At 72.8% G+C, this 21,903-nt stretch carries 21 protein-coding genes; 12 read left to right on the plus strand and 9 right to left on the minus strand.

Annotated elements, in window-relative coordinates:
• Positions 1–129: 129 nt before the first annotated feature.
• Positions 130–414 carry a GlsB/YeaQ/YmgE family stress response membrane protein gene (locus ACZ7JA_RS34985; RefSeq protein WP_351673177.1) on the plus strand — a complete coding sequence of 95 codons (285 nt, stop codon included), beginning with the start codon at positions 130–132 and terminating at the stop codon, positions 412–414.
• 70 nt (positions 415–484) lie between these two features.
• On the opposite strand, the gene tyrS is transcribed toward ACZ7JA_RS34985, so the two are convergent.
• From tyrS to ACZ7JA_RS35000, 3 genes are read right to left on the minus strand one after another with little or no spacing between them, the layout of a single operon-like run.
• Entirely contained in the window at positions 485–1,753 is a 1,269-nt protein-coding gene (gene tyrS, locus ACZ7JA_RS34990; protein WP_351673175.1) for a tyrosine--tRNA ligase, read from the minus strand.
• 55 nt (positions 1,754–1,808) lie between these two features.
• Positions 1,809–3,203 (minus strand): metallopeptidase TldD-related protein, encoded by a 1,395-nt coding sequence (locus ACZ7JA_RS34995; protein ID WP_389304511.1) that lies wholly within the window; start codon positions 3,201–3,203, stop codon positions 1,809–1,811.
• Positions 3,200–4,723 (minus strand): TldD/PmbA family protein, encoded by a 1,524-nt coding sequence (locus ACZ7JA_RS35000; RefSeq protein WP_389304513.1) that lies wholly within the window; start codon positions 4,721–4,723, stop codon positions 3,200–3,202. Before ACZ7JA_RS35000 ends, ACZ7JA_RS34995 begins: the two co-directional genes overlap by 4 nt.
• A 247-nt stretch (positions 4,724–4,970) precedes the next feature.
• Here ACZ7JA_RS35000 and fabG point away from each other — a divergent pair, with 247 nt between their 5' ends.
• The 3 genes from fabG to ACZ7JA_RS35015 all read left to right on the plus strand — a co-directional run bounded on the left by fabG (position 4,971) and on the right by ACZ7JA_RS35015 (position 7,000).
• On the plus strand, positions 4,971–5,675 hold the full coding sequence (gene fabG, locus ACZ7JA_RS35005; RefSeq protein ID WP_351673169.1) for a 3-oxoacyl-[acyl-carrier-protein] reductase: 705 nt from the start codon (positions 4,971–4,973) through the stop codon (positions 5,673–5,675).
• A 5-nt stretch (positions 5,676–5,680) separates the two neighbouring features.
• Positions 5,681–6,448, plus strand: a complete 768-nt coding sequence (gene fabI, locus ACZ7JA_RS35010; RefSeq protein ID WP_351673167.1) for an enoyl-ACP reductase FabI — start codon at positions 5,681–5,683, stop codon at positions 6,446–6,448.
• 201 nt (positions 6,449–6,649) lie between these two features.
• The gene (locus ACZ7JA_RS35015) at positions 6,650–7,000 is read left to right on the plus strand and encodes a hypothetical protein (protein ID WP_351673165.1); all 351 of its coding nucleotides are present in this window, start codon (positions 6,650–6,652) and stop codon (positions 6,998–7,000) included.
• Here ACZ7JA_RS35015 and ACZ7JA_RS35020 read toward each other — a convergent pair.
• Entirely contained in the window at positions 6,978–7,670 is a 693-nt protein-coding gene (locus ACZ7JA_RS35020; RefSeq protein ID WP_351673163.1) for a FadR/GntR family transcriptional regulator, read from the minus strand. The genes ACZ7JA_RS35015 and ACZ7JA_RS35020 overlap by 23 nt on opposite strands.
• 124 nt (positions 7,671–7,794) lie before the next feature.
• On the opposite strand from ACZ7JA_RS35020, the gene ACZ7JA_RS35025 reads away from it, so the two are divergent.
• From ACZ7JA_RS35025 to ACZ7JA_RS35040, 4 genes are all read left to right on the plus strand, one after another.
• Positions 7,795–9,057, plus strand: coding sequence for a CynX/NimT family MFS transporter (locus tag ACZ7JA_RS35025; protein ID WP_470812415.1), 1,263 nt, complete (start codon positions 7,795–7,797; stop codon positions 9,055–9,057).
• 99 nt (positions 9,058–9,156) lie between these two features.
• Entirely contained in the window at positions 9,157–9,276 is a 120-nt protein-coding gene (locus tag ACZ7JA_RS35030; protein WP_351673159.1) for an SGM_5486 family transporter-associated protein, read from the plus strand.
• Between the two features lie 167 nt (positions 9,277–9,443).
• Complete coding sequence (locus tag ACZ7JA_RS35035) at positions 9,444–9,650, plus strand: hypothetical protein (RefSeq protein WP_351673157.1); 207 nt, start codon at positions 9,444–9,446, stop codon at positions 9,648–9,650.
• 77 nt (positions 9,651–9,727) lie between these two features.
• On the plus strand, positions 9,728–10,246 hold the full coding sequence (locus ACZ7JA_RS35040; protein ID WP_351673155.1) for a SixA phosphatase family protein: 519 nt from the start codon (positions 9,728–9,730) through the stop codon (positions 10,244–10,246).
• A 93-nt stretch (positions 10,247–10,339) separates the two neighbouring features.
• On the opposite strand, the gene serB is transcribed toward ACZ7JA_RS35040, so the two are convergent.
• Together serB and ACZ7JA_RS35050 are read right to left on the minus strand one after the other, a co-directional pair.
• Positions 10,340–11,548, minus strand: coding sequence for a phosphoserine phosphatase SerB (gene serB, locus ACZ7JA_RS35045; protein ID WP_351673153.1), 1,209 nt, complete (start codon positions 11,546–11,548; stop codon positions 10,340–10,342).
• A gap of 132 nt (positions 11,549–11,680) precedes the next feature.
• Complete coding sequence (locus tag ACZ7JA_RS35050; RefSeq protein ID WP_470812399.1) at positions 11,681–13,645, minus strand: streptophobe family protein; 1,965 nt, start codon at positions 13,643–13,645, stop codon at positions 11,681–11,683.
• A gap of 241 nt (positions 13,646–13,886) precedes the next feature.
• On the opposite strand from ACZ7JA_RS35050, the gene ACZ7JA_RS35055 reads away from it, so the two are divergent.
• Positions 13,887–16,460 (plus strand): ABC transporter ATP-binding protein/permease, encoded by a 2,574-nt coding sequence (locus ACZ7JA_RS35055; RefSeq protein WP_351673183.1) that lies wholly within the window; start codon positions 13,887–13,889, stop codon positions 16,458–16,460.
• 92 nt (positions 16,461–16,552) lie between these two features.
• Here the strand turns inward: ACZ7JA_RS35055 and ACZ7JA_RS35060 are convergent, their stop codons facing one another.
• From ACZ7JA_RS35060 to ACZ7JA_RS35070, 3 genes are all read right to left on the minus strand, one after another.
• Entirely contained in the window at positions 16,553–17,296 is a 744-nt protein-coding gene (locus ACZ7JA_RS35060; RefSeq protein WP_351673149.1) for a transglycosylase SLT domain-containing protein, read from the minus strand.
• A 328-nt stretch (positions 17,297–17,624) separates the two neighbouring features.
• Positions 17,625–18,731, minus strand: coding sequence for an S-adenosylmethionine:tRNA ribosyltransferase-isomerase (locus ACZ7JA_RS35065; protein ID WP_470812402.1), 1,107 nt, complete (start codon positions 18,729–18,731; stop codon positions 17,625–17,627).
• Positions 18,728–19,423 carry an SDR family NAD(P)-dependent oxidoreductase gene (locus tag ACZ7JA_RS35070; protein WP_351673146.1) on the minus strand — a complete coding sequence of 232 codons (696 nt, stop codon included), beginning with the start codon at positions 19,421–19,423 and terminating at the stop codon, positions 18,728–18,730. The genes ACZ7JA_RS35065 and ACZ7JA_RS35070 overlap by 4 nt, the downstream gene beginning before the upstream one ends.
• A 244-nt stretch (positions 19,424–19,667) precedes the next feature.
• Between ACZ7JA_RS35070 and ACZ7JA_RS35075 the strand changes: the two genes are divergently transcribed.
• The 3 genes from ACZ7JA_RS35075 (at position 19,668) to ACZ7JA_RS35085 (ending at position 21,861) form a co-directional block, all read left to right on the plus strand.
• The gene (locus ACZ7JA_RS35075; protein ID WP_389304525.1) at positions 19,668–20,813 is read left to right on the plus strand and encodes a GAF domain-containing sensor histidine kinase; all 1,146 of its coding nucleotides are present in this window, start codon (positions 19,668–19,670) and stop codon (positions 20,811–20,813) included.
• Complete coding sequence (locus ACZ7JA_RS35080) at positions 20,806–21,447, plus strand: response regulator transcription factor (protein ID WP_351673142.1); 642 nt, start codon at positions 20,806–20,808, stop codon at positions 21,445–21,447. The genes ACZ7JA_RS35075 and ACZ7JA_RS35080 overlap by 8 nt, the downstream gene beginning before the upstream one ends.
• 168 nt (positions 21,448–21,615) lie before the next feature.
• Complete coding sequence (locus tag ACZ7JA_RS35085) at positions 21,616–21,861, plus strand: chaplin (RefSeq protein ID WP_351673140.1); 246 nt, start codon at positions 21,616–21,618, stop codon at positions 21,859–21,861.
• Positions 21,862–21,903 lie beyond the last annotated feature (42 nt).

A 21,903-nucleotide genomic window follows, 5' to 3' on the forward strand; every position in this document is an offset into this window, starting at 1 on the left:
ACCGGGTCGCCGCCCGCCCGCGCGGACGTCGTCGGCCGGGCCACGTACAGCCGTGTCCGACATGCGCCGTACGGCCTGCACGCGGAGACTTGCCGTAGTGCTCACACCGATCGGTACGAGGAGGCAGCCATGGGCTGGTTGTGGGCGATCATCGTGGGGTTCGTCCTGGGCCTCATCGCCAAGGCCGTCATCCCGGGCAAGCAGCACAGCCCCCTGTGGCTGACCACCATCGGCGGCATCCTCGGCGCGATCGCCGGCAACGCGATCGCCGCAGCCCTCGGCGTGGCCCAGACCAAGGGCATCGACTGGAGCCGGCACGCCTTCCAGCTCGTCGCCGCGATCATCATCGTCGCCCTGATCGACGCCCTCTACATGGCCACGATCGGCAAGCGGAAACAGCAGCAGCGCGTCTGACGGCCCACACGCCGAAGGGCGGCCCCGGTGTCCGGGAGCCGCCCTCCGGCATGTCTCAGGCCCGCATGTCTCAGGCCGGCTTGACCTCGACCGCGGCCAGGTTCTTCTTGCCCCGGCGCAGCACGAGCCAGCGCCCGTGCAGCAGGTCCTCCGGGGCGGGCACCGCGTCCTCGGCGGCGACCTTCGCGTTGTTCACGTAGGCGCCGCCCTCCTTGACCGTGCGGCGGGCGGCCGACTTGCTGGCCACCAGACCGACCTCGGCGAGCAGGTCGACCACGGGGGCCAGCTCGGTGACCTGGATGTGCGGCAGCTCGGACAGCGCCGCCGCCAGCGTCCTGTCGTCCAGCTCCGCCAGCTCGCCCTGGCCGAAGAGCGCCTTGGACGCGGCGATCACCGCGGCCGTCTGGTCGGCGCCGTGCACCAGCGTCGTCAGCTCCTCGGCGAGCGCGCGCTGCGCGGCACGGGCCTGCGGGCGCTCCTCGGTCTGCCGCTCCAGCTCCTCCAGTTCCTCCCGGGACCGGAAGGACAGGATCCGCATGTACCGAGAGATGTCCCGGTCGTCGACGTTCAGCCAGAACTGGTAGAACGCGTACGGCGTCGTCATCTCCGGGTCGAGCCAGACGGCGCCGCCCTCGGTCTTGCCGAACTTGGTGCCGTCCGCCTTGGTCATCAGCGGCGTGGCCATGGCGTGCACCTGGGCGTCCGGCTCCAGCCGGTGGATCAGGTCCAGGCCGGCCGTGAGGTTGCCCCACTGGTCGCTGCCGCCCTGCTGGAGCGTGCAGCCGTACCGCCGGTAGAGCTGCAGGAAGTCCATGCCCTGCAGGATCTGGTAGCTGAACTCGGTGTAGCTGATGCCCTGGTCGGACTCCAGGCGGCGGGCCACGGAGTCCTTGGTGAGCATCTTGTTGACCCGGAAGTGCTTGCCGATGTCCCGCAGGAACTCGATCGCGGAGAGACCCGAGGTCCAGTCGAGGTTGTTCACCATGACCGCCGCGTTCTCGCCCTCGAAGGACAGGAACGGCTCGATCTGGCCGCGCAGCCGGCCCACCCAGCCGGCCACCGTCTCCGGGTCGTTCAGCGTGCGCTCGGCGGTGGGACGCGGGTCGCCGATCAGGCCGGTCGCCCCGCCGACCAGCGCCAGCGGCCGGTGCCCGGCCTGCTGGAGCCGGCGCAGCGAGAGCACCTGCACCAGGTGTCCCACGTGCAGGGACGGCGCCGTCGGGTCGAAGCCGCAATAGTAGGTGACGGGACCGTCCGCGAGCGCCTTGCGCAAGGCGTCCTCGTCGGTGGACAGGGCGAACAGCCCACGCCACTTCAGCTCGTCGACGATGTCCGTCACGGTTCTCGTGTCTCCTTGAAGATCTTCGGCGGTCGGATGACAGCCGACTACGAGGTTATACGCCCTGGCTGACCGAGCTCATGTTGAAGTCGGGGATCCGCAGCGCGGGCATCGCGGCCCGGGTGAACCAGTCGCTCCACTCGCGCGGCAGCGTCTTCTCGGTGCGCCCGGCCTCCGTGGCCCTGCCCAGCAGGTCCACCGGCGACTCGTTGAACCGGAAGTTGTTCACCTGACCGGCGACCTCGCCGTTCTCCACGAGGTAGACGCCGTCCCGGGTCAGCCCGGTGAGCAGCAGCGTCGCCGGGTCCACCTCGCGGATGTACCACAGGCAGGTCAGCAGCAGCCCGCGCCCGGTGTCCGCGACCATCTCCTCCAGGGAGCGGTCCTGCCCGCCGTCGAGGATCAGGTTGCCGAGCGCCGGGGCGACCGGCAGCCCGGTCAGGCCCGCGCTGTGCCGGGTCGTGGTCAGGTTCCGCAGCACGCCCTCGCGGACCCAGTCGGTGGCCCGCACCGGCAGCCCGTTGTCGAACACGGACTGGTCGCCGCCGGAGGAGTGGGCGACCACGAACGGCGCGCACTCCAGGCCCGGCTCGTGCGGGTCGCTGCGCAGCGTCAGCGGCAGCCCGCTCAGCTTCTCGCCGACCCGGGTGCCGCCGCCCGGCCTGGAGAACACCGTCCGGCCCTCCGCCGCGTCCCGGCCCGAAGCCGACCAGAGCTGGTAGATCAGCAGATCGGCCACCGCGGTCGGCGGCAGCAGCGTCTCGTACCGGCCCGCGGGCAGCTCCACCCGCCGCTCGGCCCAGCCGAGCCGCACGGCCAGCTCGGCGTCGAGCGCGCCCGGGTCGACGTCCTTGAAGTCGCGCGTCGACCGCCCCGCCCACGCCGAGCGGGTGCGGTCCGGCGACTTGGCGTTCATCTCCAGCGTTCCGGTGGGCTGGTCGTGCCGCAGCCGCAGCCCGGTGGAGGTGCCGAGGTACGTCGACACCAGCTCGTGGTTGGCGAAGCCGTACAGCTCCCGGCCGCCGGCACGCGCGCGTGCGAAGGACTCGCCGAGCGCCGGGGCGAAGTCCGCGAACACCGCGGAGGACGTCTCGGCGGGCGCCTCGGTGAAGTCGGGGGACGCGGGCACGTCGCCGACCAGCGGCTGCGCGTCCTCGGCGGGCCCGGCTCCGCGCGCGGCGGCCTCGGCGGCCCGCACCAGCGGCTCCAGCTCCGCGGCCGTCACCGCCGAGCGGGACACGACGCCGGAGGCGGTGCCCTCCTTGCCGTCCACGGTCGCGATCACGGTGAGCGTACGGCCGCGCGTCACACCGTTCGTGGTGAGCGCGTTGCCCGCCCACCGCAGGTTGGCCGTGGACTGCTCGTCGGCGATGACCACGCAGCCGTCGGCCCGGGACAGCGCGAGCGCCTGCTCGACGACCTCGTGCGGCTTGTTGGTACGGGCGCTCATCGACCGGCCTCCTGGGTGGTGTTGAGGATGTTGACGCCCCGGAACAGGGCGGAGGGGCACCCGTGGGACACGGCGGCCACCTGGCCCGGCTGGGCCTTGCCGCAGTTGAAGGCGCCGCCCAGGACATAGGTCTGCGGGCCGCCCACGGCGGTCATCGAACCCCAGAAGTCGGTGGTCGTCGCCTGGTAGGCGACGTCCTTCAGCTGCCCGGTGATCCGGCCGTTCTCGATCCGGAAGAAGCGCTGCCCGGTGAACTGGAAGTTGTAGCGCTGCATGTCGATCGACCAGGACCGGTCGCCGACGACGTAGATGCCCCGGTCGACGCCCCCGATCAGGTCCTCGGTGGACATGCCCGCCGGATCCGGCCGCAGCGACACGTTGGCCATGCGCTGCACCGGCACGTGTCCCGGCGAGTCGGCGAACGCGCATCCGTTGGACCGCTCGAACCCGGTCAGCCGCGCGATCCGCCGGTCGAGCTGGTAGCCCACCAGCGTGCCGTCCTTCACCAGGTCCCAGGACTGGGCCTCGACGCCCTCGTCGTCGTAGCCGACGGTCGCGAGGCCGTGCTCGGCGGTGCGGTCGCCGGTGACGTTCATCAGCTCGGAGCCGTACCTGAGCTTGCCGAGCTGGTCGAAGGTGGCGAACGAGGTGCCGGCGTAGGCGGCCTCGTAGCCGAGGGCGCGGTCCAGCTCGGTGGCGTGCCCGATGGACTCGTGGATGGTCAGCCACAGGTTGGACGGGTCGACGACCAGGTCGTACACGCCCGGCTCCACGCTGGGCGCCCGCATCTTCTCCGCCAGCAGCTCCGGCATCCGCTCCAGCTCGGCGTCCCAGTCCCAGCCGGTGCCCGTCAGGTACTCCCAGCCCCGGCCGGCCGGCGGCGCGATGGTCCGCATGGAGTCGAACTCACCGCTCGACTCGTCCACCGACACCGCCGTGAGCTGCGGGTGCAGCCGCACCCGCTGCTGGGTCGTCACGGTGCCTGCCGTGTCCGCGTAGAACTTGTTCTCGTGCACGGTGAGCAGCGAGGCGTCCACGTGGTTCACGCCGTTCGCCGCGAGCAGCCGTGCGCTCCACTCCGCCAGCAGCCCGGCCTTCTCCTCGTCGGGCACCGAGAAGGGGTCGATCTCGTACGACGAGATCCACGTGCGGTCCGCGTGCACCGGCTCGTCCGCCAGCTCCACCCGCTCGTCCGCGCCGGCCGCCCTGATGACCTGCGCGGAGAGCTTCGCCATCGCCACCGCCTGGGAGGCGACCTTCGCGGCCGCGTCCAGGCTCAGGTCCACCCCTGACGCGAAGCCCCACGTGCCGCCGTGCACGACCCGGACCGCGTAGCCGAGGTCGGTGGTGTCCGACGATCCGGCGGGCCTGGCGTCCCGCAGCCGCCAGGACGCGCTGCGCACCCGCTCGAACCGGAAGTCCGCATGCTCGGCCCCCAGCGCACGCGCGCGTGCCAGCGCGGCGTCGGCCAGGGCCCTCAGCGGCAGCGCCGTGAAGGCTTCGTCGATGGAATGAGGCACGGAGGTCTCCCTGCTGTCGTGGCCTGTCGGTCCGATCATGTCGTGACACCGGCCCGGCGGACCACAGGTTTCGCGGTGCGCACCGGTGCTTTCTGTAGGGACCCGACAGTGACGCACTTCAGCCACTGTCGGTGCCCGCTTGCCCACGGAAGGGGCGCTACCGATAGGTTTTCGATGAAGCCGCCTGTCATCGAGGTGTTCGGGCGGGTGCCGTACCGCATCAGACCGCTATCGAAAGGGTGATCCGTTGAGCCGCTCGGTTCTCGTCACCGGAGGCAACCGGGGCATCGGCCTCGCCATCGCCCGCGCTTTCGCCGACGCCGGCGACAAGGTCGCGATCACGTACCGCTCGGGTGAGCCGCCGGCCGGCTTCCTCGCCGTCAAGTGCGACATCACCGACCCCGAGCAGGTGGAGCAGGCCTACAAGGAGATCGAGGAGCAGCACGGTCCGGTCGAGGTCCTGATCGCCAACGCCGGCGTCACCAAGGACCAGCTCCTGATGCGCATGTCCGAGGAGGACTTCACCTCGGTCATCGACACCAACCTGACCGGCACCTTCCGCGTCGTCAAGCGCGCCAACCGCGGCATGCTGCGGGCGCGCAAGGGCCGCGTCGTGCTGATCTCCTCGGTGGTCGGCCTGCTCGGCTCGGCGGGGCAGGCGAACTACGCCGCCTCCAAGGCCGCCCTGGTCGGCTTCGCGCGCTCCCTCGCCCGTGAGCTGGGTTCGCGCAACCTCACCTTCAACGTCGTCGCGCCCGGCTTCGTCGACACCGACATGACCAAGGTGCTCACCGACGAGCAGCGCAAGGACATCGTGTCCCAGGTGCCGCTCGGCCGGTACGCGCGGCCGGAGGAGATCGCCGCGACGGTGCGGTTCCTCGCCTCGGACGACGCCTCGTACATCACTGGAGCCGTCATTCCCGTTGACGGCGGACTGGGAATGGGTCACTGATCACCATGAGCGGAATTCTCGAGGGCAAGCGCATCCTGGTCACGGGTGTGCTGATGGAGTCCTCCATCGCCTTCCACGTCGCCAAGCTCGCCCAGGAGCAGGGCGCCGAGATCATCCTGACCGCGTTCCCGCGGCCCACGCTGACCGAGCGCATCGCCAAGAAGCTGCCGAAGCCGGCCAAGGTCATCGAGCTGGACGTGACCAACGAGGAGCACCTCGGACGGCTGGCCGACGTGGTCGGCGAGGAGCTGGGCGGCCTGGACGGCATCGTCCACTCCATCGGCTTCGCCCCGCAGGACGCGCTCGGCGGCAACTTCCTCAACACGCCGTTCGAGTCGGTCTCCACCGCCATGCACGTCTCGGCGTTCTCCCTGAAGTCGCTGACCATGGCGTGCCTGCCGCTGATGCAGAACGGCGGCTCGGTCGTCGGCCTCACCTTCGACGCGCAGTACGCCTGGCCGCAGTACGACTGGATGGGCCCGGCCAAGGCCGCCCTCGAGGCCACCAGCCGCTACATGGCGCGCGACCTGGGCAAGCAGAACATCCGCTGCAACCTCATCTCGGCCGGCCCCATCGGCTCCATGGCCGCCAAGTCCATCCCGGGCTTCGGCGACCTGGCCTCCGTGTGGGACACCCGCTCCCCGCTGGAGTGGGACCTCAAGGACCCGGAGCCGGCCGGCAAGGGCGTCGTCGCCCTGCTGAGCGACTGGTTCCCGAAGACCACCGGCGAGATCATCCACGTGGACGGCGGCCTGCACGCCATCGGCGCCTGAGCCGCGCACGGCACACGGTGACCCGCGTCCGGCGGGTGAGCTCCCCGTACGACGCCGACGCCCCGTTCCCCGCAGCGCGCGGGGAGCGGGGCGTCACTCGTTCGGCGTACCCGGCCGGGCGGGGCGGGTGACCGGCTGCGCACCCTGGAGGCAGCGTTCACCTCGCGCATCCCTCCGCAGCCCGGCCGAGGAGGTCCCCTTGTGCGCCTGTCCCGCAGCCTGGCCCCGGTGACCGTGGCCGCCGCCCTCACGATCTGCCTGCCGTACGCGGCGCTGTGCCACGCGCGCGCGAGCGACGCCAAGCCGCCCGCCCCGAAGCTGTTCGGCGCCGCCTGCCGCACGGCTGTGACCGGCTCGCACGTGGTCGCCTACTGCCACAACCCCTATGTCGACACCGACCGCGTGCGCCTGCACATCGAGTGCGCCCGCTGGTGGGACATCGACACCGACAGCGCGCCCGTGAACACCGACGCCGCCATGACGGTACGGCTGACCGGCCGCTGCTGGAAGGAGGTCCGCTCGGTGTGGATCAGTCACCAGAAGGCGCGCTGAACCGGCCCGGACGGCACAGGAAGGGGTAGCTTCCGGCCTCCTCGGCCGCCGCGCCCGCGTCACCCGCGCGGATCGCGTCCACCAGACGGGCGTGGTCCATGTGCGCCTCCGGGGTCAGGCCCGCGCCGACGTCGGCGCGCAGCCAGTCGCGCAGCACCTCGCCCAGGTCGGCGTACATCGCCGTCATGACGTCGTTGTGGGAGGCGGCCACCACGGCCAGGTGGAAGGTGGCGTCCGCCGTCACGAAGGCCTCGGCCTCGCCGGACTCCCACGCCTCCTCACGCCGCACCAGCAGCGCGTCGAGCTGCTTGAGGTCCTTCTCGGTGCGCCGCTCGGCGGCAAGCCGCGCCGCCGCCGACTCCAGCGTCGAGCGCAGTTCCGCGATGTGCCGGGGATCGGCCCCCGCGAAGCGGCGGTGCATCACGCCGGCCAGCTCGCTCGTCGCCGCTACATAGGTGCCCGAGCCCTGGCGGATGTCCAGCAGGCCGTTGTGCGCGAGTGCCCGCACGGCCTCGCGGACGGTGTTGCGGGCGACGCCGAGCTGCTCCACCAGTTCCGGCTCGGTCGGGATGCGCGAACCCACCGGCCACTCGCCGGAGGCGATCTGCGCCCGCAGCTCGGCGATGACCTGCTCGGAGAGCGCCGAACGGCGCGGGTGGCTCAGAGGCATGGCACACCTTCGCACGGGATTCCCGGCCGTGGCCGACGAGGGAGTGGACAACCAATCATCCCATGATTCTATGATGAGCCGCATGGCCAGTGAGGAAACACGGATCGCGGACACCCGTACGGAGATGCCTTCGACCGAACGCGGCGCGAGCACGGCGCCCGGAACCCGTACGACTCCGCCCACGCGCGCGTGGGCGACCCGGCTGGTCGTCGTCGGCATCGTGCTGACCGCGCTCAACCTCCGCCCCGCCATCACGAGCCTCGGCGCGCTGCTGGAGGAGGTCCGCGACGGACTGGGCATGAGCGGCAGCGTGGCCGGACTGCTCACCTCCGTGCCGCCGCTCTGCTTCGCCGTCTTCGGCGTCGCCGCGCCCCGCCTGGCCCGGCGCTTCGGCCCGGCCGCCGTGGTGTGCGCCGGCATGGCCGCCATCACCGCGGGCCTGCTGATACGCCCGTACGCCGGCGGCACGGCCGGCTTCCTCGTCGCCAGCGCCCTCGCCCTCATGGGCATCGCCGTCAGCAACGTGCTGATGCCGGTCATCGTCAAGCGCTGGTTCCCCGACCGCGTCGGCTCCATGACCGGCCTGTACTCGATGGCCCTCGCCCTCGGCACCTCCCTCGCCGCCGCGGTGACCGTGCCGCTGACCGGCGCGCTGGGCGGCGCCTGGCAGTCCGGGCTCGCCGTGTGGGCGGCGCTCGCGGCCGCCGCCGTGCTGCCCTGGCTGCCGCTGGTGCGCGGCCGGGACACGGCCCCCGCCCAGGAGCCGGCCCGCACCGCGCCGGACGGGCGGACGGCGCCGCTGCGCATCACCCGCAGCCGCACCGCGTGGGCGCTCGCCGTCTTCTTCGGGCTCCAGGCCACCGCCGCCTACATCACCATGGGCTGGATGGCGCAGATCTTCCGGGACGCCGGCGTCCCGGCCGGCACGGCGGGCCTGCTCCTCGCCGTCACCATGGTGATGGGCGTCCCCCTGGCCTTCGTCATCCCGCGGCTCGCCACCCGGCTGCCCCACCAGGGGCCGATCGTGCTGGCCCTGGGCGTGTGCGGCCTCGCCGGATACGCCGGGCTGTACCTGGCGCCGGCCGCCGGCGCCTGGGCCTGGGCCGTGCTGCTCGGCGTCGCCAACTGCGCCTTCCCGCTCGCGCTGACGATGGTCGGCATGCGCGCCAGGACCGGTGCGGGGGTGGCCCTGCTCTCCGCGTTCGCGCAGAGCACCGGCTACCTGATCTCCATCCCCGGCCCGCTGCTGGTCGGCGTGCTCTACCAGCACAGCGGCGGCTGGGGCCTGCCGATCGCCCTGATGGCGGGGCTGATGCTGCCCCAGATGGCGGTGGGCGTCCTCGCGGGCCGCGACCGCACGGTGGAGGACGAGGCGGGCCGCGCCTGAGCACGCGGGTCCGCCACCGGCCGCCCGTGCCGCCCGCCGACGCGGCGGCACGGACACCCCGGGCGGTCCGTTCCGGACGAAGGGTGCGAGACTGGGCGCATGGAGCCCGTGCTGGACCCGAACCCCAAGAACGGCCAGAAGAAGCTGCTGCTCGTCTTCGGCTCGTTCCTCGCCATCTTCGTGATCATCGGCATCATCGCGACGATCGCGTCGCCCTGATCCGTCCGGCGCCCTGATGGTGGTGCTGGCCCCACCATCCCCTAGGGGGACAGGGTCAGGGTCAAGTGGGTGGGTCACCGGATGGGCCGGCGGCCCCGTACTCCGTACCTTCGAGACATGACCGCGACAGGCGGCCACGAGCACTCGAGGACCCGACGGAGGCGACCATGCCGGTCCGTACGCACACCCGGCCCCACCCGGCGACCACGGGCGGCGTCGACATCCGGCTGCCCTGGTGGGCGCTCGCCCTGCCGGCCCTCGCCTTCGTCGCACTGCTGGCGCTGATACTGAACCCGTCCGACGCCCACGCGGCGAGCGCCACCCCGGCGGTCACGCAGCTCCTCGAACGCGCGCAGCAGCTCCTCGCCCGCTGACGCAGGGGCGCTCCGGCGGTGATCGCCCATGTCAACTCCCTGCGCCGGGTGGCCTGTTTCATGCGAAGCTGGGACCCATGAGCGTCGCAGAACCCCGCAGGATCGTGATCTTCCGGCATGCGAAAGCCGACTGGCCCCAAGTGGCCGACCATGAACGGCCCCTCGCCGAGCGGGGCCGTATGGACGCCGCGGTCGCCGGACGCAAGCTGGCCGACACCGGTTACACCTTCGACCTTGCCCTGTGCTCCACCGCCGTCCGGACCCGCGAGACCTGGAAGCTCGCCGTCCACGAACTCGCGCACCGGCCGAAAACCGTCTACGAGGAGCGGGTCTACGAGGCCTCTCCCGGCGAGCTGATCGCGGTGCTCAACGAGGTCCCGGACGACGCGCAGAACGTGATCCTCATCGGCCACAACCCCGGCGTGCACGGCCTGGCCGAGGTCCTGGCCGGCGAGTCCGGCGGCGACGCCCGCCGGCGGATGGAGCGCCGCGGCTTCCCGGCCGCCGCCTTCGTGGTGCTGACCTTCGACGGCGGCTGGAAGAGCCTGGAGCCGGGCACGGCCACGATGGTGGACTACTGGGCGCCCTCCGAGTGACGGCACACACGGTGAAGGGCCCGGCACCACGACGGTGCCGGGCCCTCCCCACGTCCGGAGCCGGGCCGAGCGCGAACCCCGCGGGCCGGCGGTTCAGCCCTCGTCGTGCGTGTCGGCCGCCTCGACCTCTTCCCGGGTGACGCCCAGCAGATAGAGCACGGTGTCGAGGAAGGGGAAGTTCACCGCCGTGTGCGCGGCCTCGCGGACCACCGGCTTGGCGTTGAAGGCGACGCCCAGACCGGCCGCGTTCAGCATGTCCAGGTCGTTGGCCCCGTCGCCGATCGCCACCGTCTGCGACAGCGGCACCCCGGCCTCGGCCGCGAACCGGCGCAGCAGCCGCGCCTTGCCCGCCCGGTCCACGATCTCCCCGGTGACCCGCCCGGTGAGCTTCCCGTCGACGATCTCCAGCGTGTTGGCCTGCGCGAAGTCCAGCCCCAGCCGCTCCTTCAGATCGTCCGTGACCTGCGTGAAGCCGCCGGAGACGACACCCACCTGGTAGCCGAGCCGCTTGAGGGTGCGGATCAGGGTGCGGGCGCCCGGCGTCAGCCGCACCTCGTCGCGCACCTTCTCCACCACCGAGGCGTCCAGACCCTCCAGCAGCGCCACGCGCGCGTGCAGCGACTGCTCGAAGTCCAGCTCCCCGCGCATCGCCGCCGCCGTCACCTCGGCGACCTTGTCCTCGCAGCCCGCGTGCGCCGCGAACAGCTCGATGACCTCGTCCTGGATGAGGGTGGAGTCCACGTCCATGACGACCAGCCGCTGGGCGCGCCGGTGCAGGCCCGCCGAGACCACGGCGACGTCGACACCGAGTGCCGCCGCGTCCGAGGCCAGGGCCGTGCGCAGCGGCTCGGTCTCCACCCCGGAGACGGCGAACTCCACCGCGGTCACGGGGTACTTGGCGAGCCGGAAGATGCGGTCGATGTTGCCGCCGGTCTTCGCGATGCGGGCGGCGATGGCCGCCGTCGACTCGGCGGTGAGCGGATGGCCGAGCACGGTCACCAGGGAGCGCCCGAGCCCGCGCGGCCGGTTGTCGCCGCGTCCGGAGATGATCTCCGCCTGCATCTTCATCGACTCGGCCCAGCTGTGCACGGTGGACCGCAGATCGCCCTCGAGCCCGGCCGGCGGCTGGGTGACCAGCGCGCACAGCACCAGGCGGCCCCGGGTGACGACCTGCTCGATGTCGACCACGTCGACGTTGAAGGCGGCAAGGGTGTCGAAGAGGCCGGCCGTGATGCCCGGCCTGTCCTTGCCGAAGATCTTGACGAGGAGAGTGGGGACCTCGGGGGTCTGCGAAGCGCTCATGGTGTCACCACCGTATCCGGCACCCAGTGCCTTCCGCCCGTGCGGTCCGCCTGACGGACATGGAACAACAAGTGTCCACCTGATGTCCCGCATCTTGCCCGCAGTGGTCGCCCCGGCACACCCGTCCGCCGGTCACCTCCCGGTCCTCGGACGCGGGGGAGGCGGGGGAGGCGGCGGGGGCGTGCCGTCGTCCGGGCCGTCCGGCGAGCGATCCGGCGGGCGGGCGCCCGGACGGCTCCGGGGCGGGGGCGGGGGCAGCCGGCGGGAGATGGTCGGGGCGCCGTACATGTCGTCCCCGGCGGAGGGCGGCCGCGCGTCCTCGGGCTCGTCCCGCACCTCCTCCGGCACCCGGAGATAGGGGTTCGTGCCGGGGTTCGGCGGCCGGTACGGCCTGCCCGGCGCGTACGGCCCGGCCCCAGCGCCGGACAGCGGCCCATCGGAGCCACCGCCGGACAGCGGCTGCCCGGAGCCGTCGCCCGGCGCGGGGCGCCCGTGCCCCACGCCATCACCGGTCGAGGGGCGGCCGGGGCTCCCGGGGCGGTCACCGGACGCAGGGGACCCGGAGTACGCGGAGTGCCCGGAGCCATCGCCGTACCCCGTTCCCGCGCTGTACCCCGTTCCCGCGCCGAACCCTGCTCCCGCGCCGCACCCCGGTCCGCCGTACCCCGGTCCGCCGTACCCGGGTCCGCCGTCCCCCGCCGCGGCCGTCCCGCCTCGCGCGGGCCACGCCGCCCGGGCCCCCGCCGCCCCCAGCGCCCGGGCGAGCAGCGCTCCCGCTCCGCCGGCCCCGGCGCCCCACACGGCGCCCAGGAGCAGTGCCGCGCCCGTGCGGCCGTGCAGTTCGACGCCCGCGCCGAACGCGTCGAAGCCCAGCACGGACAGCGAGGCGTCCACCGAGACGTCCGTCAGCCAGGCCAGGAACGGCAGGGTCAGCGCGGTCGCGGCCCCGAGCCGCAGGGCGCACCGTCCGGCGAGGCCCGCCGCGCCCGTCCCGTCCGGCACCGGTGTGCGCACCGCGGTCAGCACCCCCGCCAGCAGCATCGCCGCGGCGGCGGCCACCGCGAGCAGCCACACCCGGCCGTCGAGACCGGCCAGCCGGCCGAGGGTGACGGGCTGGTCCCGCGCCGCGCCCAGCAGTTGGTCCAGCGGGTGGGGGAGCAGGGCGCCCAGGGCGCCGGTCGCCCGGCCGTCCCAGGGGACGAAGAGGCCGAGCGGGATGCCGAGCCACACCCCGTTCGGCGCGCCGAGCAGGGCCGCGCCGGCGATCCGCCCGGGGTGGTCGTCGCCGATCGCCGCGTACGCCGCCGCGGCCAGCCCGGCGACCACGGCCAGCAGCAGCACGGTGACGAGCGCCGAGACGGCCGGCCGCACCACCCGGTGCACGGCGTCCCAGCCCGGCGGCAGGGGAGCGCGGCGGGCGGCCAGCAGCGCGATCAGCAGCACGCCGGCGGACCAGCCGAGCCCGCCGAGGAGTGTGGGCACGGTGTCCACGGTGAAGCCGACGGCCGCCTTGGCGTGGATCAGGTCCCCGACCCGGTCCGGGAGCAGCCCGCCGATGTCGCCGAGGCCGGGGATGCCGGCGCCGCCCTTGCCGCCCCCGCCGGGCAGCTCGTCGAGACCCAGCGAGCCGCCGTCGAGGGTGACGACGTCGTGCCCGGCCCAGGCGAGTCCGCCCAGCATCGCCACGAAGAGGGCGACCACCGTGCCCGCCCTGGCGAGGAGTTCGGACGGCGCGATCACAACTCCCGCCGCACGCAGGGACCGCAGGAAGAACCACGCCAGCAGCAGGGCGCCGGCCAGGCTCACACCGAGTGGCGTGATCTCGACGGCGGTGTGCGCCTCACCGCCCTTGAGCCCGAAGGCGGACACGTCTGCGGACGGGGAGACCGAACCACCCGCCCCAAGAGCCACGACGGCCGCCGTCATCGGCCCCAGCGAGCCGGCCGCGTCCGCCCGGAGCAGGTGCAGCCCCAGTGCAGCCGTGGCCGTCATCCCCGCCAACGCCCAGCTCACCGCGGTGAACGCGGACAGCAGGATGTCCCCCCACGGCAGCGGCTCACCGGGCCGCGCGGTCCCGGCGCCTTTGGCAGCACTCATGGCAGACCCCCCGATCCGCGGCGCGGCACGGCTGCCGCGCTTGTCCCCCTCGCGGGGGATTACCACTCTCCGGCCCGGTATCAACCCCGTCAACGGCGCGAGTTGAGGCGCGTGAGGGCGCGCGTCGCAAGGCCCGGGTTTCGGTCACGGGGCCGAGCCTGAAATAGTTCCCCACGATGTTCGACATCCCTAGACTCCCTGTGATGGGGGAAATTCGGGGGACAACTCAGTGGGGCATGGAGTGCCGGAACTCGTACTGGAAACAAACGGACGGACCTGGACGCTGGAGCCGTCCAGGCCCTACACCCTCGGCCGCGATCCGCAGGGTGACATCGTCTTCGACGACGCCAGGGTGTCCTGGCGTCACGCCACGGTCAGTTTCAACGGCCGCAGTTGGGTCATCGAGGACCACGGGAGCACCAACGGCACGTTCGTGCGGGGCCAGCGGATCCAGCAGATGGAGATCGGCCCCGGCTCCGCGGTGCACCTGGGCAACGCGACCGACGGACCGCGGCTGGACCTCTCCGGCGCAGCGGTGGCCCAGCCCCGGCAGCAGGCGCAGTCCGCGCCGTACGCGGCTCAGGGCGCCGGGCCCGGCTGGGCGCAGCCCCAGGCCCCGCAGCCGCAGCAGGGGGTGCCGCACCAGGCGGCCGCGCACCAGCAGGCGCCGCAGGCCGACTGGCAGCGGTCGGGGGCGTCGCCGGCCTTCCCGCAGCAGCAGGGCGGTCCGGCCGAGAACCCGGTGCAGAAGACGCCCGGCGGCGCGGCGGGGGCGCCACCGGTCTACGGCGACCGCAGCCCGACCACGTTCCACCAGTTCGCCGTCGGCCGCGTCATGCGCATCGGCCGTGCCCTGGAGAACGAGCTGGTCGTCTCCGACCTGCAGGTCTCCCGCCACCACGCCGAGTTCCACTCGACGCCCGACGGCCGCTTCGAGATCCGCGACCTGGGCTCGCACAACGGCACCTACGTCAACGGCCAGCCGATCGCCAAGGGCGGTTCGGCGCTGCTCGGCCCGAACGACATCGTCGGTGTCGGCCACTCCACCTTCCGCATCGTCGGCGACCGGCTCGAGGAGTTCGTCGACACCGGTGAGGTCTCCTTCTCCGCGCGCCACCTGACCGTCACGGTCGACGGCGGCAAGCAGATCCTGAAGGACGTCTCCTTCGGCGTCCCGGAGAAGTCCCTGATCGCGGTCATCGGACCGTCCGGCTCCGGCAAGTCGACGCTGCTGAAGGCGCTCACCGGCTACCGGCCCGCCAACCAGGGCGAGGTGCTGTACGACAACCGGAACCTGTACAAGCAGTTCGCCGAGCTGCGCCAGCGCATCGGTCTGGTCCCGCAGGACGACATCCTGCACAAGGAGCTGACCGTCAAGAGGGCCCTGAAGTACGCGGCCAAGCTGCGCTTCCCGGCCGACACCACCGCCGCCGAGCGCGACGCCCGCATCGACGAGGTACTGCGCGAGCTCAAGCTGGACATCCACAAGGACAAGAAGGTCACCTCCCTGTCCGGCGGCCAGCGCAAGCGCGTCTCGGTCGCCCTGGAGCTGCTGACCAAGCCGTCGCTGATCTTCCTGGACGAGCCGACCTCCGGCCTCGACCCGGGCATGGACCGCGACGTGATGCAGCTCCTGCGCGGCCTCGCCGACGACGGCCGTACGGTCCTGGTGGTCACCCACTCGGTCGCCGAGCTGGCGATCTGCGACAAGCTCCTGGTGATGGCGCCGGGCGGCGCGGTCGCCTACTTCGGCCCGCCGGAGGAGGCGCTGAACTTCTTCGGCTACGACAGCTGGGCCGACGTCTTCTCCGCCTTCGAGAACTACCGCGACTACGACTGGGCGGGCCGCTGGAAGGGCTCGCAGCACTACCAGATGTACGCGGCGGACATCGACGCGGTCGCCCCGCAGTCCGTACACATGCCGCCGCCGCAGGCCATCAGGCCGCCCAAGCCGCAGGGCTGGGGCTCGCAGCTGATGACCCTGATCCGGCGCTACGTGGCCGTCATAGCGTCCGACAAGGGGTTCCTGGCGCTCACGGTGATCCTGCCGGCGGTCCTCGGCGCGGTCAGCCTGCTGATCGACTCGGACAAGGGCCTGCTGGTCAACCCGGTCAACCCGCGCACCGGCGTGCCCGTCCCGAACGGCACGGCGACCACCGTCCTGCTCATCCTCGCGGTCGGCGCGTGCTTCGCCGGCGCCGCGAACTCCGTGCGTGAGCTGATCAAGGAACGGGTCATCTACGAGCGGGAGCGCGCCACCGGCCTGTCCCGCTCGGCGTACCTGATGTCCAAGGTGGTCGTGCTGGGCGCCGTCACGGTGCTGCAGGGCCTGATGGTGGGCCTGATCGGCTTCTCCAGCCGGGAGATCCCCGGCCGGGGGCTGGTGCTCGGCGGCTCGACGCTGTTCGAGCTGTGCCTGCCGATCATGGCGCTCGGCTTCACCTCGATGATGTTCGGCCTGGTGATCTCCTCGCTGGTGAAGACCGCCGAGAAGACCATGCCGCTGCTGGTGATGTTCGCGATCATCCAGGTCGTCTTCACCGGATGCCTCTTCACCCTGCACGGCACGCTCGGCGTGAACGAGTTCTCGTACCTGATGCCGTCCCGCTGGGCGGTGGCCGCGGCCGGCGCCACGCTGGACTTCAACAAGATCGCCCCGAACACCGACGACCCGACCAGCACCGACCCGCTGTGGGACCACGCGGCCTCGGCCTGGGGCCTGGACATGGCCGCGCTGCTCGTGCTCGGTGTGATCTGCGGCTTCCTCGTCGCCCGCTTCCTGCGCAGGCACGAGCCGGAGGTCATGCGCAAGTGACCGCAGGCCGCGCGAGGCGCGGCCGTGCGACGCGAAGGGCGGCACCCCACCGGGGTGCCGCCCTTCCGCGTATGTCAGAGGTCCGCGCGACCTCAGTACGCGCTGTTCACGTTGTCGATCGTGCCGTACTTGTCGGCCGCGTAGTTGGCGGCGGCGGTGATGTTGGCGACCGGGTCGTAGATGTTCCACGAGGTGCCGGGCACGTGGTACGCCTTGAAGGTCGGCGGGATGACCTGCAGCAGGCCCTTCGACGGGATGCCGTTGATGGCGTTGATGTCCCAGTCGTTGATGGCCATCGGGTTGCCCGAGGACTCCCGCATGATGTTCTTGTGCAGACCGTGGTAGCTGCCCGGGATGCCCTTGGACTTCATGATGTCCAGGGACTGGCGGATCCAGCCGTCCAGGTTGTTCGAGTAGGTCTTGGCGGCGACCATCTGCATCGCGGGGCGCTGCGCGGAACGGCTCGCGGCCTTGTCGGCGCGCTCCTGCGCGGCCTTCTTGGCGGCGGCCTGGGCGGCGGCCTTCTTCGTCGCCTCGGCCTGCTGCTTGGCGGCGGCCTGCTTCTTGGCCTCGGCCTGCTGCTTGGCGACGGCGTCGAGCTTGACGGTCTGGCCGGCGAGCCGGTCGGTGAGCGAGCCCTTGACGTCCTTGACCGGCGTGTCGGCGTAGTGCACCTGCTGCGTGGCCGCGGCGTCGGTGGTGACGGTCTGGGCGTTGCCGGGGACGGCCGTGAAGGCCAGGGCGGCGGCACCGAGGGCGCCGACACCGGCGACGGCGATCTTGCGCTGCTTGGTCAGCGTAAGACTATAAGCACGAGTGAGGATGTTCTTGGGCATGGCTTGATGGACCTCTTCGATAGCGCGGAGGCCGCTCTCCTGCGTCCGCCGGGGGAATCGGTTCCTCCCGCACGAGGGCCGCGGCGGGAAACCGCGGCGCCGAGCGACGGAAGCAATTCTTAGCGGGCGCAAAATGCCCAGGCAAAGGTGTGACGTACGAAGCCGCATAGTGGATCAGGGAAGGGCAAAACGGGACAGACAGGGCCGTCTGTCCCGTTCACCTATGGGTGGTTTATCTCCTATGCACTTTCGTACGTGACGTGGGCCCTATGCGCGGGCTCACACCGCCGTCGCGCCCATCTCACCGCGAGTTGCCGTCGCAACGCACTCAGTGAGTGGATTCCGCGGGCAGGATGAGGTGCACGTCCCCGAACTCGTGCCACAGGTAGCGCCCGCGCAGCGCCTCCTCGTAGGCGCGGCCCACCGCGGCCCGGCCGGCGACCGCCTCCAGCATCAGCAGATGCGAGGCCTCCGGCTCGTGCAGCCCGGTCAGCAGCCCGTCCACCGCGTGTACCCCGCGCTCGGGCGTGACCACCAGATCGGTCCATCCCCCGTCCGCCCGCACCACCCCGCCCGGACCCGCCGCCGACTCCACCGCCCGCACGGCCGTCGTCCCCACCGCGACGACCCGCCCGCCACCGGCCCGGGCGGCGTTGATCAGCCGCGCCGACGCCTCCGGGACCCGGTACCGCTCCGGGTACGGCGGCTCGTGCGCCTCCGCCGAGGCCACCCCCGTGTGCAGCGTCACCGGCGCGAACTGCACCCCCCGGCGCACCAGCTCCACCACCAGCCGCTCCGTGAAGGGACGCGCCGCGCTCGGCATCTCCGCGCTGCCCGTCCCGTCCGCCTCGGGCAGCGCGAACACCGTCTGGTACACCGACAGCGGCTGGTCCCGCTCCGTATAGGAGTAGCGAATGGGCCGCCCGTGCTCCCGGAGCACCCCGAGCACCTCCGTCCCGGCCGGCCGGGCCCACCGCAGCCGGTCGCCCCGCCCGTCCAGCGGCTCCTCCAGCACCAGCCGCGCCCCGCCGGGCAACCGCACCACTGCACCCGCGGGCACGCCCGCGCGCATCCCCGCGGACCCGCCCGCACCCGCACCCGCGAAGGCACCCGCACGCGCGCGCGTGGTGCCCCGCCCGTCCGGTTCCCGAAGCTCCACCGCCCAGCGGCCGTCGTCCCCGCGGGTGGAGAAGTGCACCACCACACGCGTGTGCCCGATCCGCCCGTTCACCGCCGCGGCCAGCGTGGGCGAGGTGTTCACCACCAGCAGGTCCCCGGCCCGCAGCAGCGCCGGAAGCTCCTGGAAAACGTGGTGCGCCACCTCGGTGCCGTGCGACACCAGCAGCCGTACGGCGTCCCGGTCCAGGCCGGGCCCGCGCTGCTCGGCCGGCACGCGCGCCGACAGCTCCTCGGGCACCGTCAGGGCGGTGGTCATCGTGCCTCCAGCAGCGCCGGCGCCGTGTACCGCCCGCTCGCCGGACGCTCGTCCAGCAGCCGCAGGAACGCCGGCACCACGCGCGCGGGCGCGGGCCGCGGCTCGTCGTCGTCCGGTACGGCCGCCGCGTACAGGTCCGTCGCCATGTCCCCGGGGTCCACCGCCCACACCCGCAGGTCCGGCTCCTCCCGGCCGAGCACCGCCGCGAGCTGGTCCAGGGCCGCCTTCGAGGCGCCGTACCCGCCCCACGTCCCGTACGCCTCCACCGCCGCGTCCGAGCTGACCGTGACCACCGTGCCCGCCGCCGACTTCCTCAGCAGCGGCAGCGCCTCCCGGACCAGGCCGAGCGCCGCGACGACGTTCACCTCCAGCGCCCGCCGCAGCCCTTCCGGGGGCAGCTCCGCAAGCGGCACCAGCGGCTCGGCGCCCAGCGCGCTCGCGTTGCTCACCACCAGGTCGACCCCGCCCAGCCGCCGCGCTGCGGCCACCAGCGCGGCCCGGTGCCCGGCGTCCGTGACGTCCCCGGGCACCGCCGTCACGCGCGTCCCGTGCCCGGCGACCGCCTCCGCCGTTCGCTCCAGCGGCCCGGCGCCCCGGGCGTCCAGCACCAGGTCCCAGCCGCGCGCGGCCAGCCCCTCGGCGAGCGCCCGCCCCAGCCCCTTGGAGGCCCCCGTGATGATCGCTACCGGCATGACAACCGTCCCCTCGTCATCCGGGGCCTCGGCGCCCCGGCCGCCCCGCCGGGCGGTGACCTCAACCTAGGAACGGCCGGCCCCGCGCCGCCTCGGACGCGGGCACCAGAGCGGCGGGGCCCTTCGGCGTACGCCGCACGGCCGGGGCCGGGGGACCTACCCCCAGCGTCCTAGGACCCGCGGAGGGGGTCCCGCCGCCACCGGTCCGATCCGCGCCGGCGTACCCCGCCGGTACCGTGAGGACATGAGTCAAGGCCCCCGGTCCGGCCTCGCCGCGGTGAGTTCCGCGCTGCTGGCCATGAGCAGGCACCTCGAGGTGCGCGACGTCCTGAAGACGATCGTCGCCTCGGCCCGTGAACTGCTCGACGCGCAGTACGCCGCCCTCGGCGTCCCCGACGACCACGGCGGCTTCGCGCAGTTCGTCGTCGACGGCGTCAGCGACGCCCAGTGGAAGGCCATCGGGCCGCTGCCCCGCCGGCACGGCATCCTCGCCGCCATGCTGGACGAGGCACGGCCCGAGCGCCTCGCCGACGTCCGCAAGGACCCCCGCTTCGAGGGCTGGCCCTCCGCCCACCCCGACATGTCCGACTTCCTGGGCCTGCCGGTCAAGGACGGCGAGGAGGTCATCGCGGCCCTGTTCCTCGCCAACAAGCGCTGCCCCAAGCCCGAGGGGAGCTGCGGCTTCACCGAGGAGGACGAGGAACTGCTCGCCATCCTCGCCCAGCACGCCGCGATCGCCCTCACCAACGCCCGCCTGTACGAGCGCAGTCGCGAGCTGACCATCGCCGAGGAGCGCTCCCGGCTCGCCCACGAACTGCACGACGCGGTCAGCCAGAAGCTCTTCTCCCTGCGTCTGACCGCCCAGGCCGCGGCCGCCCTGGTCGACCGCGATCCCGCCCGCGCCAAGGGCGAGTTGCACCAGGTCGCCGTGCTCGCCGCCGAGGCGGCCGACGAACTGCGAGCCGCAGTCGTGGAGTTGCGTCCGGCCGCGCTGGACGAGGACGGTCTGATCGCCACCCTGCGCACCCAGATACAGGTCCTTGACCGCGCCCACACCGCGCGCGTGAGCTTCGCGGCCAACGGCTTCCGCGCCCTGCCCGCGGCCCAGGAGGAGGCGGTGCTGCGGGTCGCCCAGGAGGCCCTGCACAACGCCCTGCGCCACTCGGGCGCCGAGCACGTCCGGGTGACCGTGGACCGGCGCGGCGGCGGTGCCGTCCTGCGGGTCGCCGACGACGGCAGCGGTTTCGACCCCACGGCGGTGCGCCGGGCCGGACGCCATCTGGGACTGGTGTCGATGCGGGACCGGGCCGGCGGGGTCGGCGGCACCCTCACCGTGCACGCGGCGCCCGGCAGGGGCACCACGATCGAGATGGAGGTACCCGGTGGCTGACCCGATCAGAGTGCTGCTCGTCGACGACCACCAGGTCGTCCGCCGGGGCCTGCGCACCTTTCTGGAGGTGCAGGACGACATCGAGGTCGTCGGCGAGGCCGCGGACGGCGCCGAGGGAGTCGCCCGCGCCGAGGAACTGCGGCCCGACGTCGTCCTCATGGACGTCAAGATGCCGGGCACGGACGGCATCGACGCACTGCGCAGGCTCCGCGAACTCGACAACCCCGCGCGCGTGCTCATCGTCACCAGCTTCACCGAACAGCGCACGGTCGTACCGGCCCTGCGCGCGGGCGCCGCCGGGTACGTCTACAAGGACGTGGACCCCGACGCGCTCGCCGGCGCCATCCGGTCCGTGCACGCCGGGCACATCCTGCTCCAGCCCGAGGTCGCCGACGCCCTGCTCTCCCAGGAAGAGGCCAACTCCGGTCAGGGCAGAGCGGGTTCGCTCACCGACCGGGAGCGGGAGGTGCTCGGCCTGATAGCCGACGGCCGCTCCAACCGGGAGATCGCCCGCGCCCTGGTGCTCTCCGAGAAGACCGTCAAGACGCATGTGTCCAACATCCTCATGAAGCTCGACCTGGCCGACCGCACCCAGGCCGCCCTGTGGGCCGTGCGCCACGGCGTGGCCGGCTGAGGCCGCCCCGGCGCCTCGTTCGCCAGGGCGCGGAAGGTTCCGTTCCGGGCTGAGATTCATACCGTCGTGGGAATGTCACCCGGATGGCCGTACCCTCCGGCGGCCCCCGCCGTTCCCCAGTGCGTGCCGCGGTGATCGCCGCGGTGGACACCTAGGAGGGGTTGGACAGTGAAGAACCTGAAGAAGGCGGCGACCGTGGCGATGGTGACCGGGGGACTGGTGGCCGCGGGCGCGGGCATGGCCTCCGCCACGGACGGCGCCTGGGCCGGCGGTGCGGCCAAGGGCTCTCCGGGTGTCGTCTCGGGCAACGTCGTCCAGGCCCCGGTGCACGTCCCGGTGAACGTGGTCGGCAACAGCGTCAACGTCATCGGCGTGCTGAACCCGGCCTTCGGCAACCTCGGCATCAACCACTGAGGTCCGCCGCCGGGGACCGCGGGCCCTCCCGGATCCTCCCCC

Source organism: Streptomyces sp. NPDC038135 (genome assembly GCF_055601245.1).

Bases quoted from the DNA above. Each gene is read 5' to 3' on its own strand.
- ACZ7JA_RS35025 (WP_470812415.1), top strand. From the start codon at position 7,795: ATGCCTTCGACCGAACGCGGCGCGAGCACGGCGCCCGGAACCCGTACG.
- ACZ7JA_RS34995 (WP_389304511.1), bottom strand. From the start codon at position 3,203: ATGAGCGCCCGTACCAACAAGCCGCACGAGGTCGTCGAGCAGGCGCTC.
- ACZ7JA_RS35075 (WP_389304525.1), top strand. From the start codon at position 19,668: ATGAGTCAAGGCCCCCGGTCCGGCCTCGCCGCGGTGAGTTCCGCGCTG.
- ACZ7JA_RS35030 (WP_351673159.1), top strand. From the start codon at position 9,157: ATGGAGCCCGTGCTGGACCCGAACCCCAAGAACGGCCAGAAGAAGCTG.
- ACZ7JA_RS35035 (WP_351673157.1), top strand. From the start codon at position 9,444: ATGCCGGTCCGTACGCACACCCGGCCCCACCCGGCGACCACGGGCGGC.
- ACZ7JA_RS34985 (WP_351673177.1), top strand. From the start codon at position 130: ATGGGCTGGTTGTGGGCGATCATCGTGGGGTTCGTCCTGGGCCTCATC.
- ACZ7JA_RS35060 (WP_351673149.1), bottom strand. From the start codon at position 17,296: ATGCCCAAGAACATCCTCACTCGTGCTTATAGTCTTACGCTGACCAAG.
- ACZ7JA_RS35040 (WP_351673155.1), top strand. From the start codon at position 9,728: ATGAGCGTCGCAGAACCCCGCAGGATCGTGATCTTCCGGCATGCGAAA.
- ACZ7JA_RS35050 (WP_470812399.1), bottom strand. From the start codon at position 13,645: ATGAGTGCTGCCAAAGGCGCCGGGACCGCGCGGCCCGGTGAGCCGCTG.
- ACZ7JA_RS35020 (WP_351673163.1), bottom strand. From the start codon at position 7,670: ATGCCTCTGAGCCACCCGCGCCGTTCGGCGCTCTCCGAGCAGGTCATC.
- serB (WP_351673153.1), bottom strand. From the start codon at position 11,548: ATGAGCGCTTCGCAGACCCCCGAGGTCCCCACTCTCCTCGTCAAGATC.
- ACZ7JA_RS35070 (WP_351673146.1), bottom strand. From the start codon at position 19,423: ATGCCGGTAGCGATCATCACGGGGGCCTCCAAGGGGCTGGGGCGGGCG.
- ACZ7JA_RS35065 (WP_470812402.1), bottom strand. From the start codon at position 18,731: ATGACCACCGCCCTGACGGTGCCCGAGGAGCTGTCGGCGCGCGTGCCG.
- fabI (WP_351673167.1), top strand. From the start codon at position 5,681: ATGAGCGGAATTCTCGAGGGCAAGCGCATCCTGGTCACGGGTGTGCTG.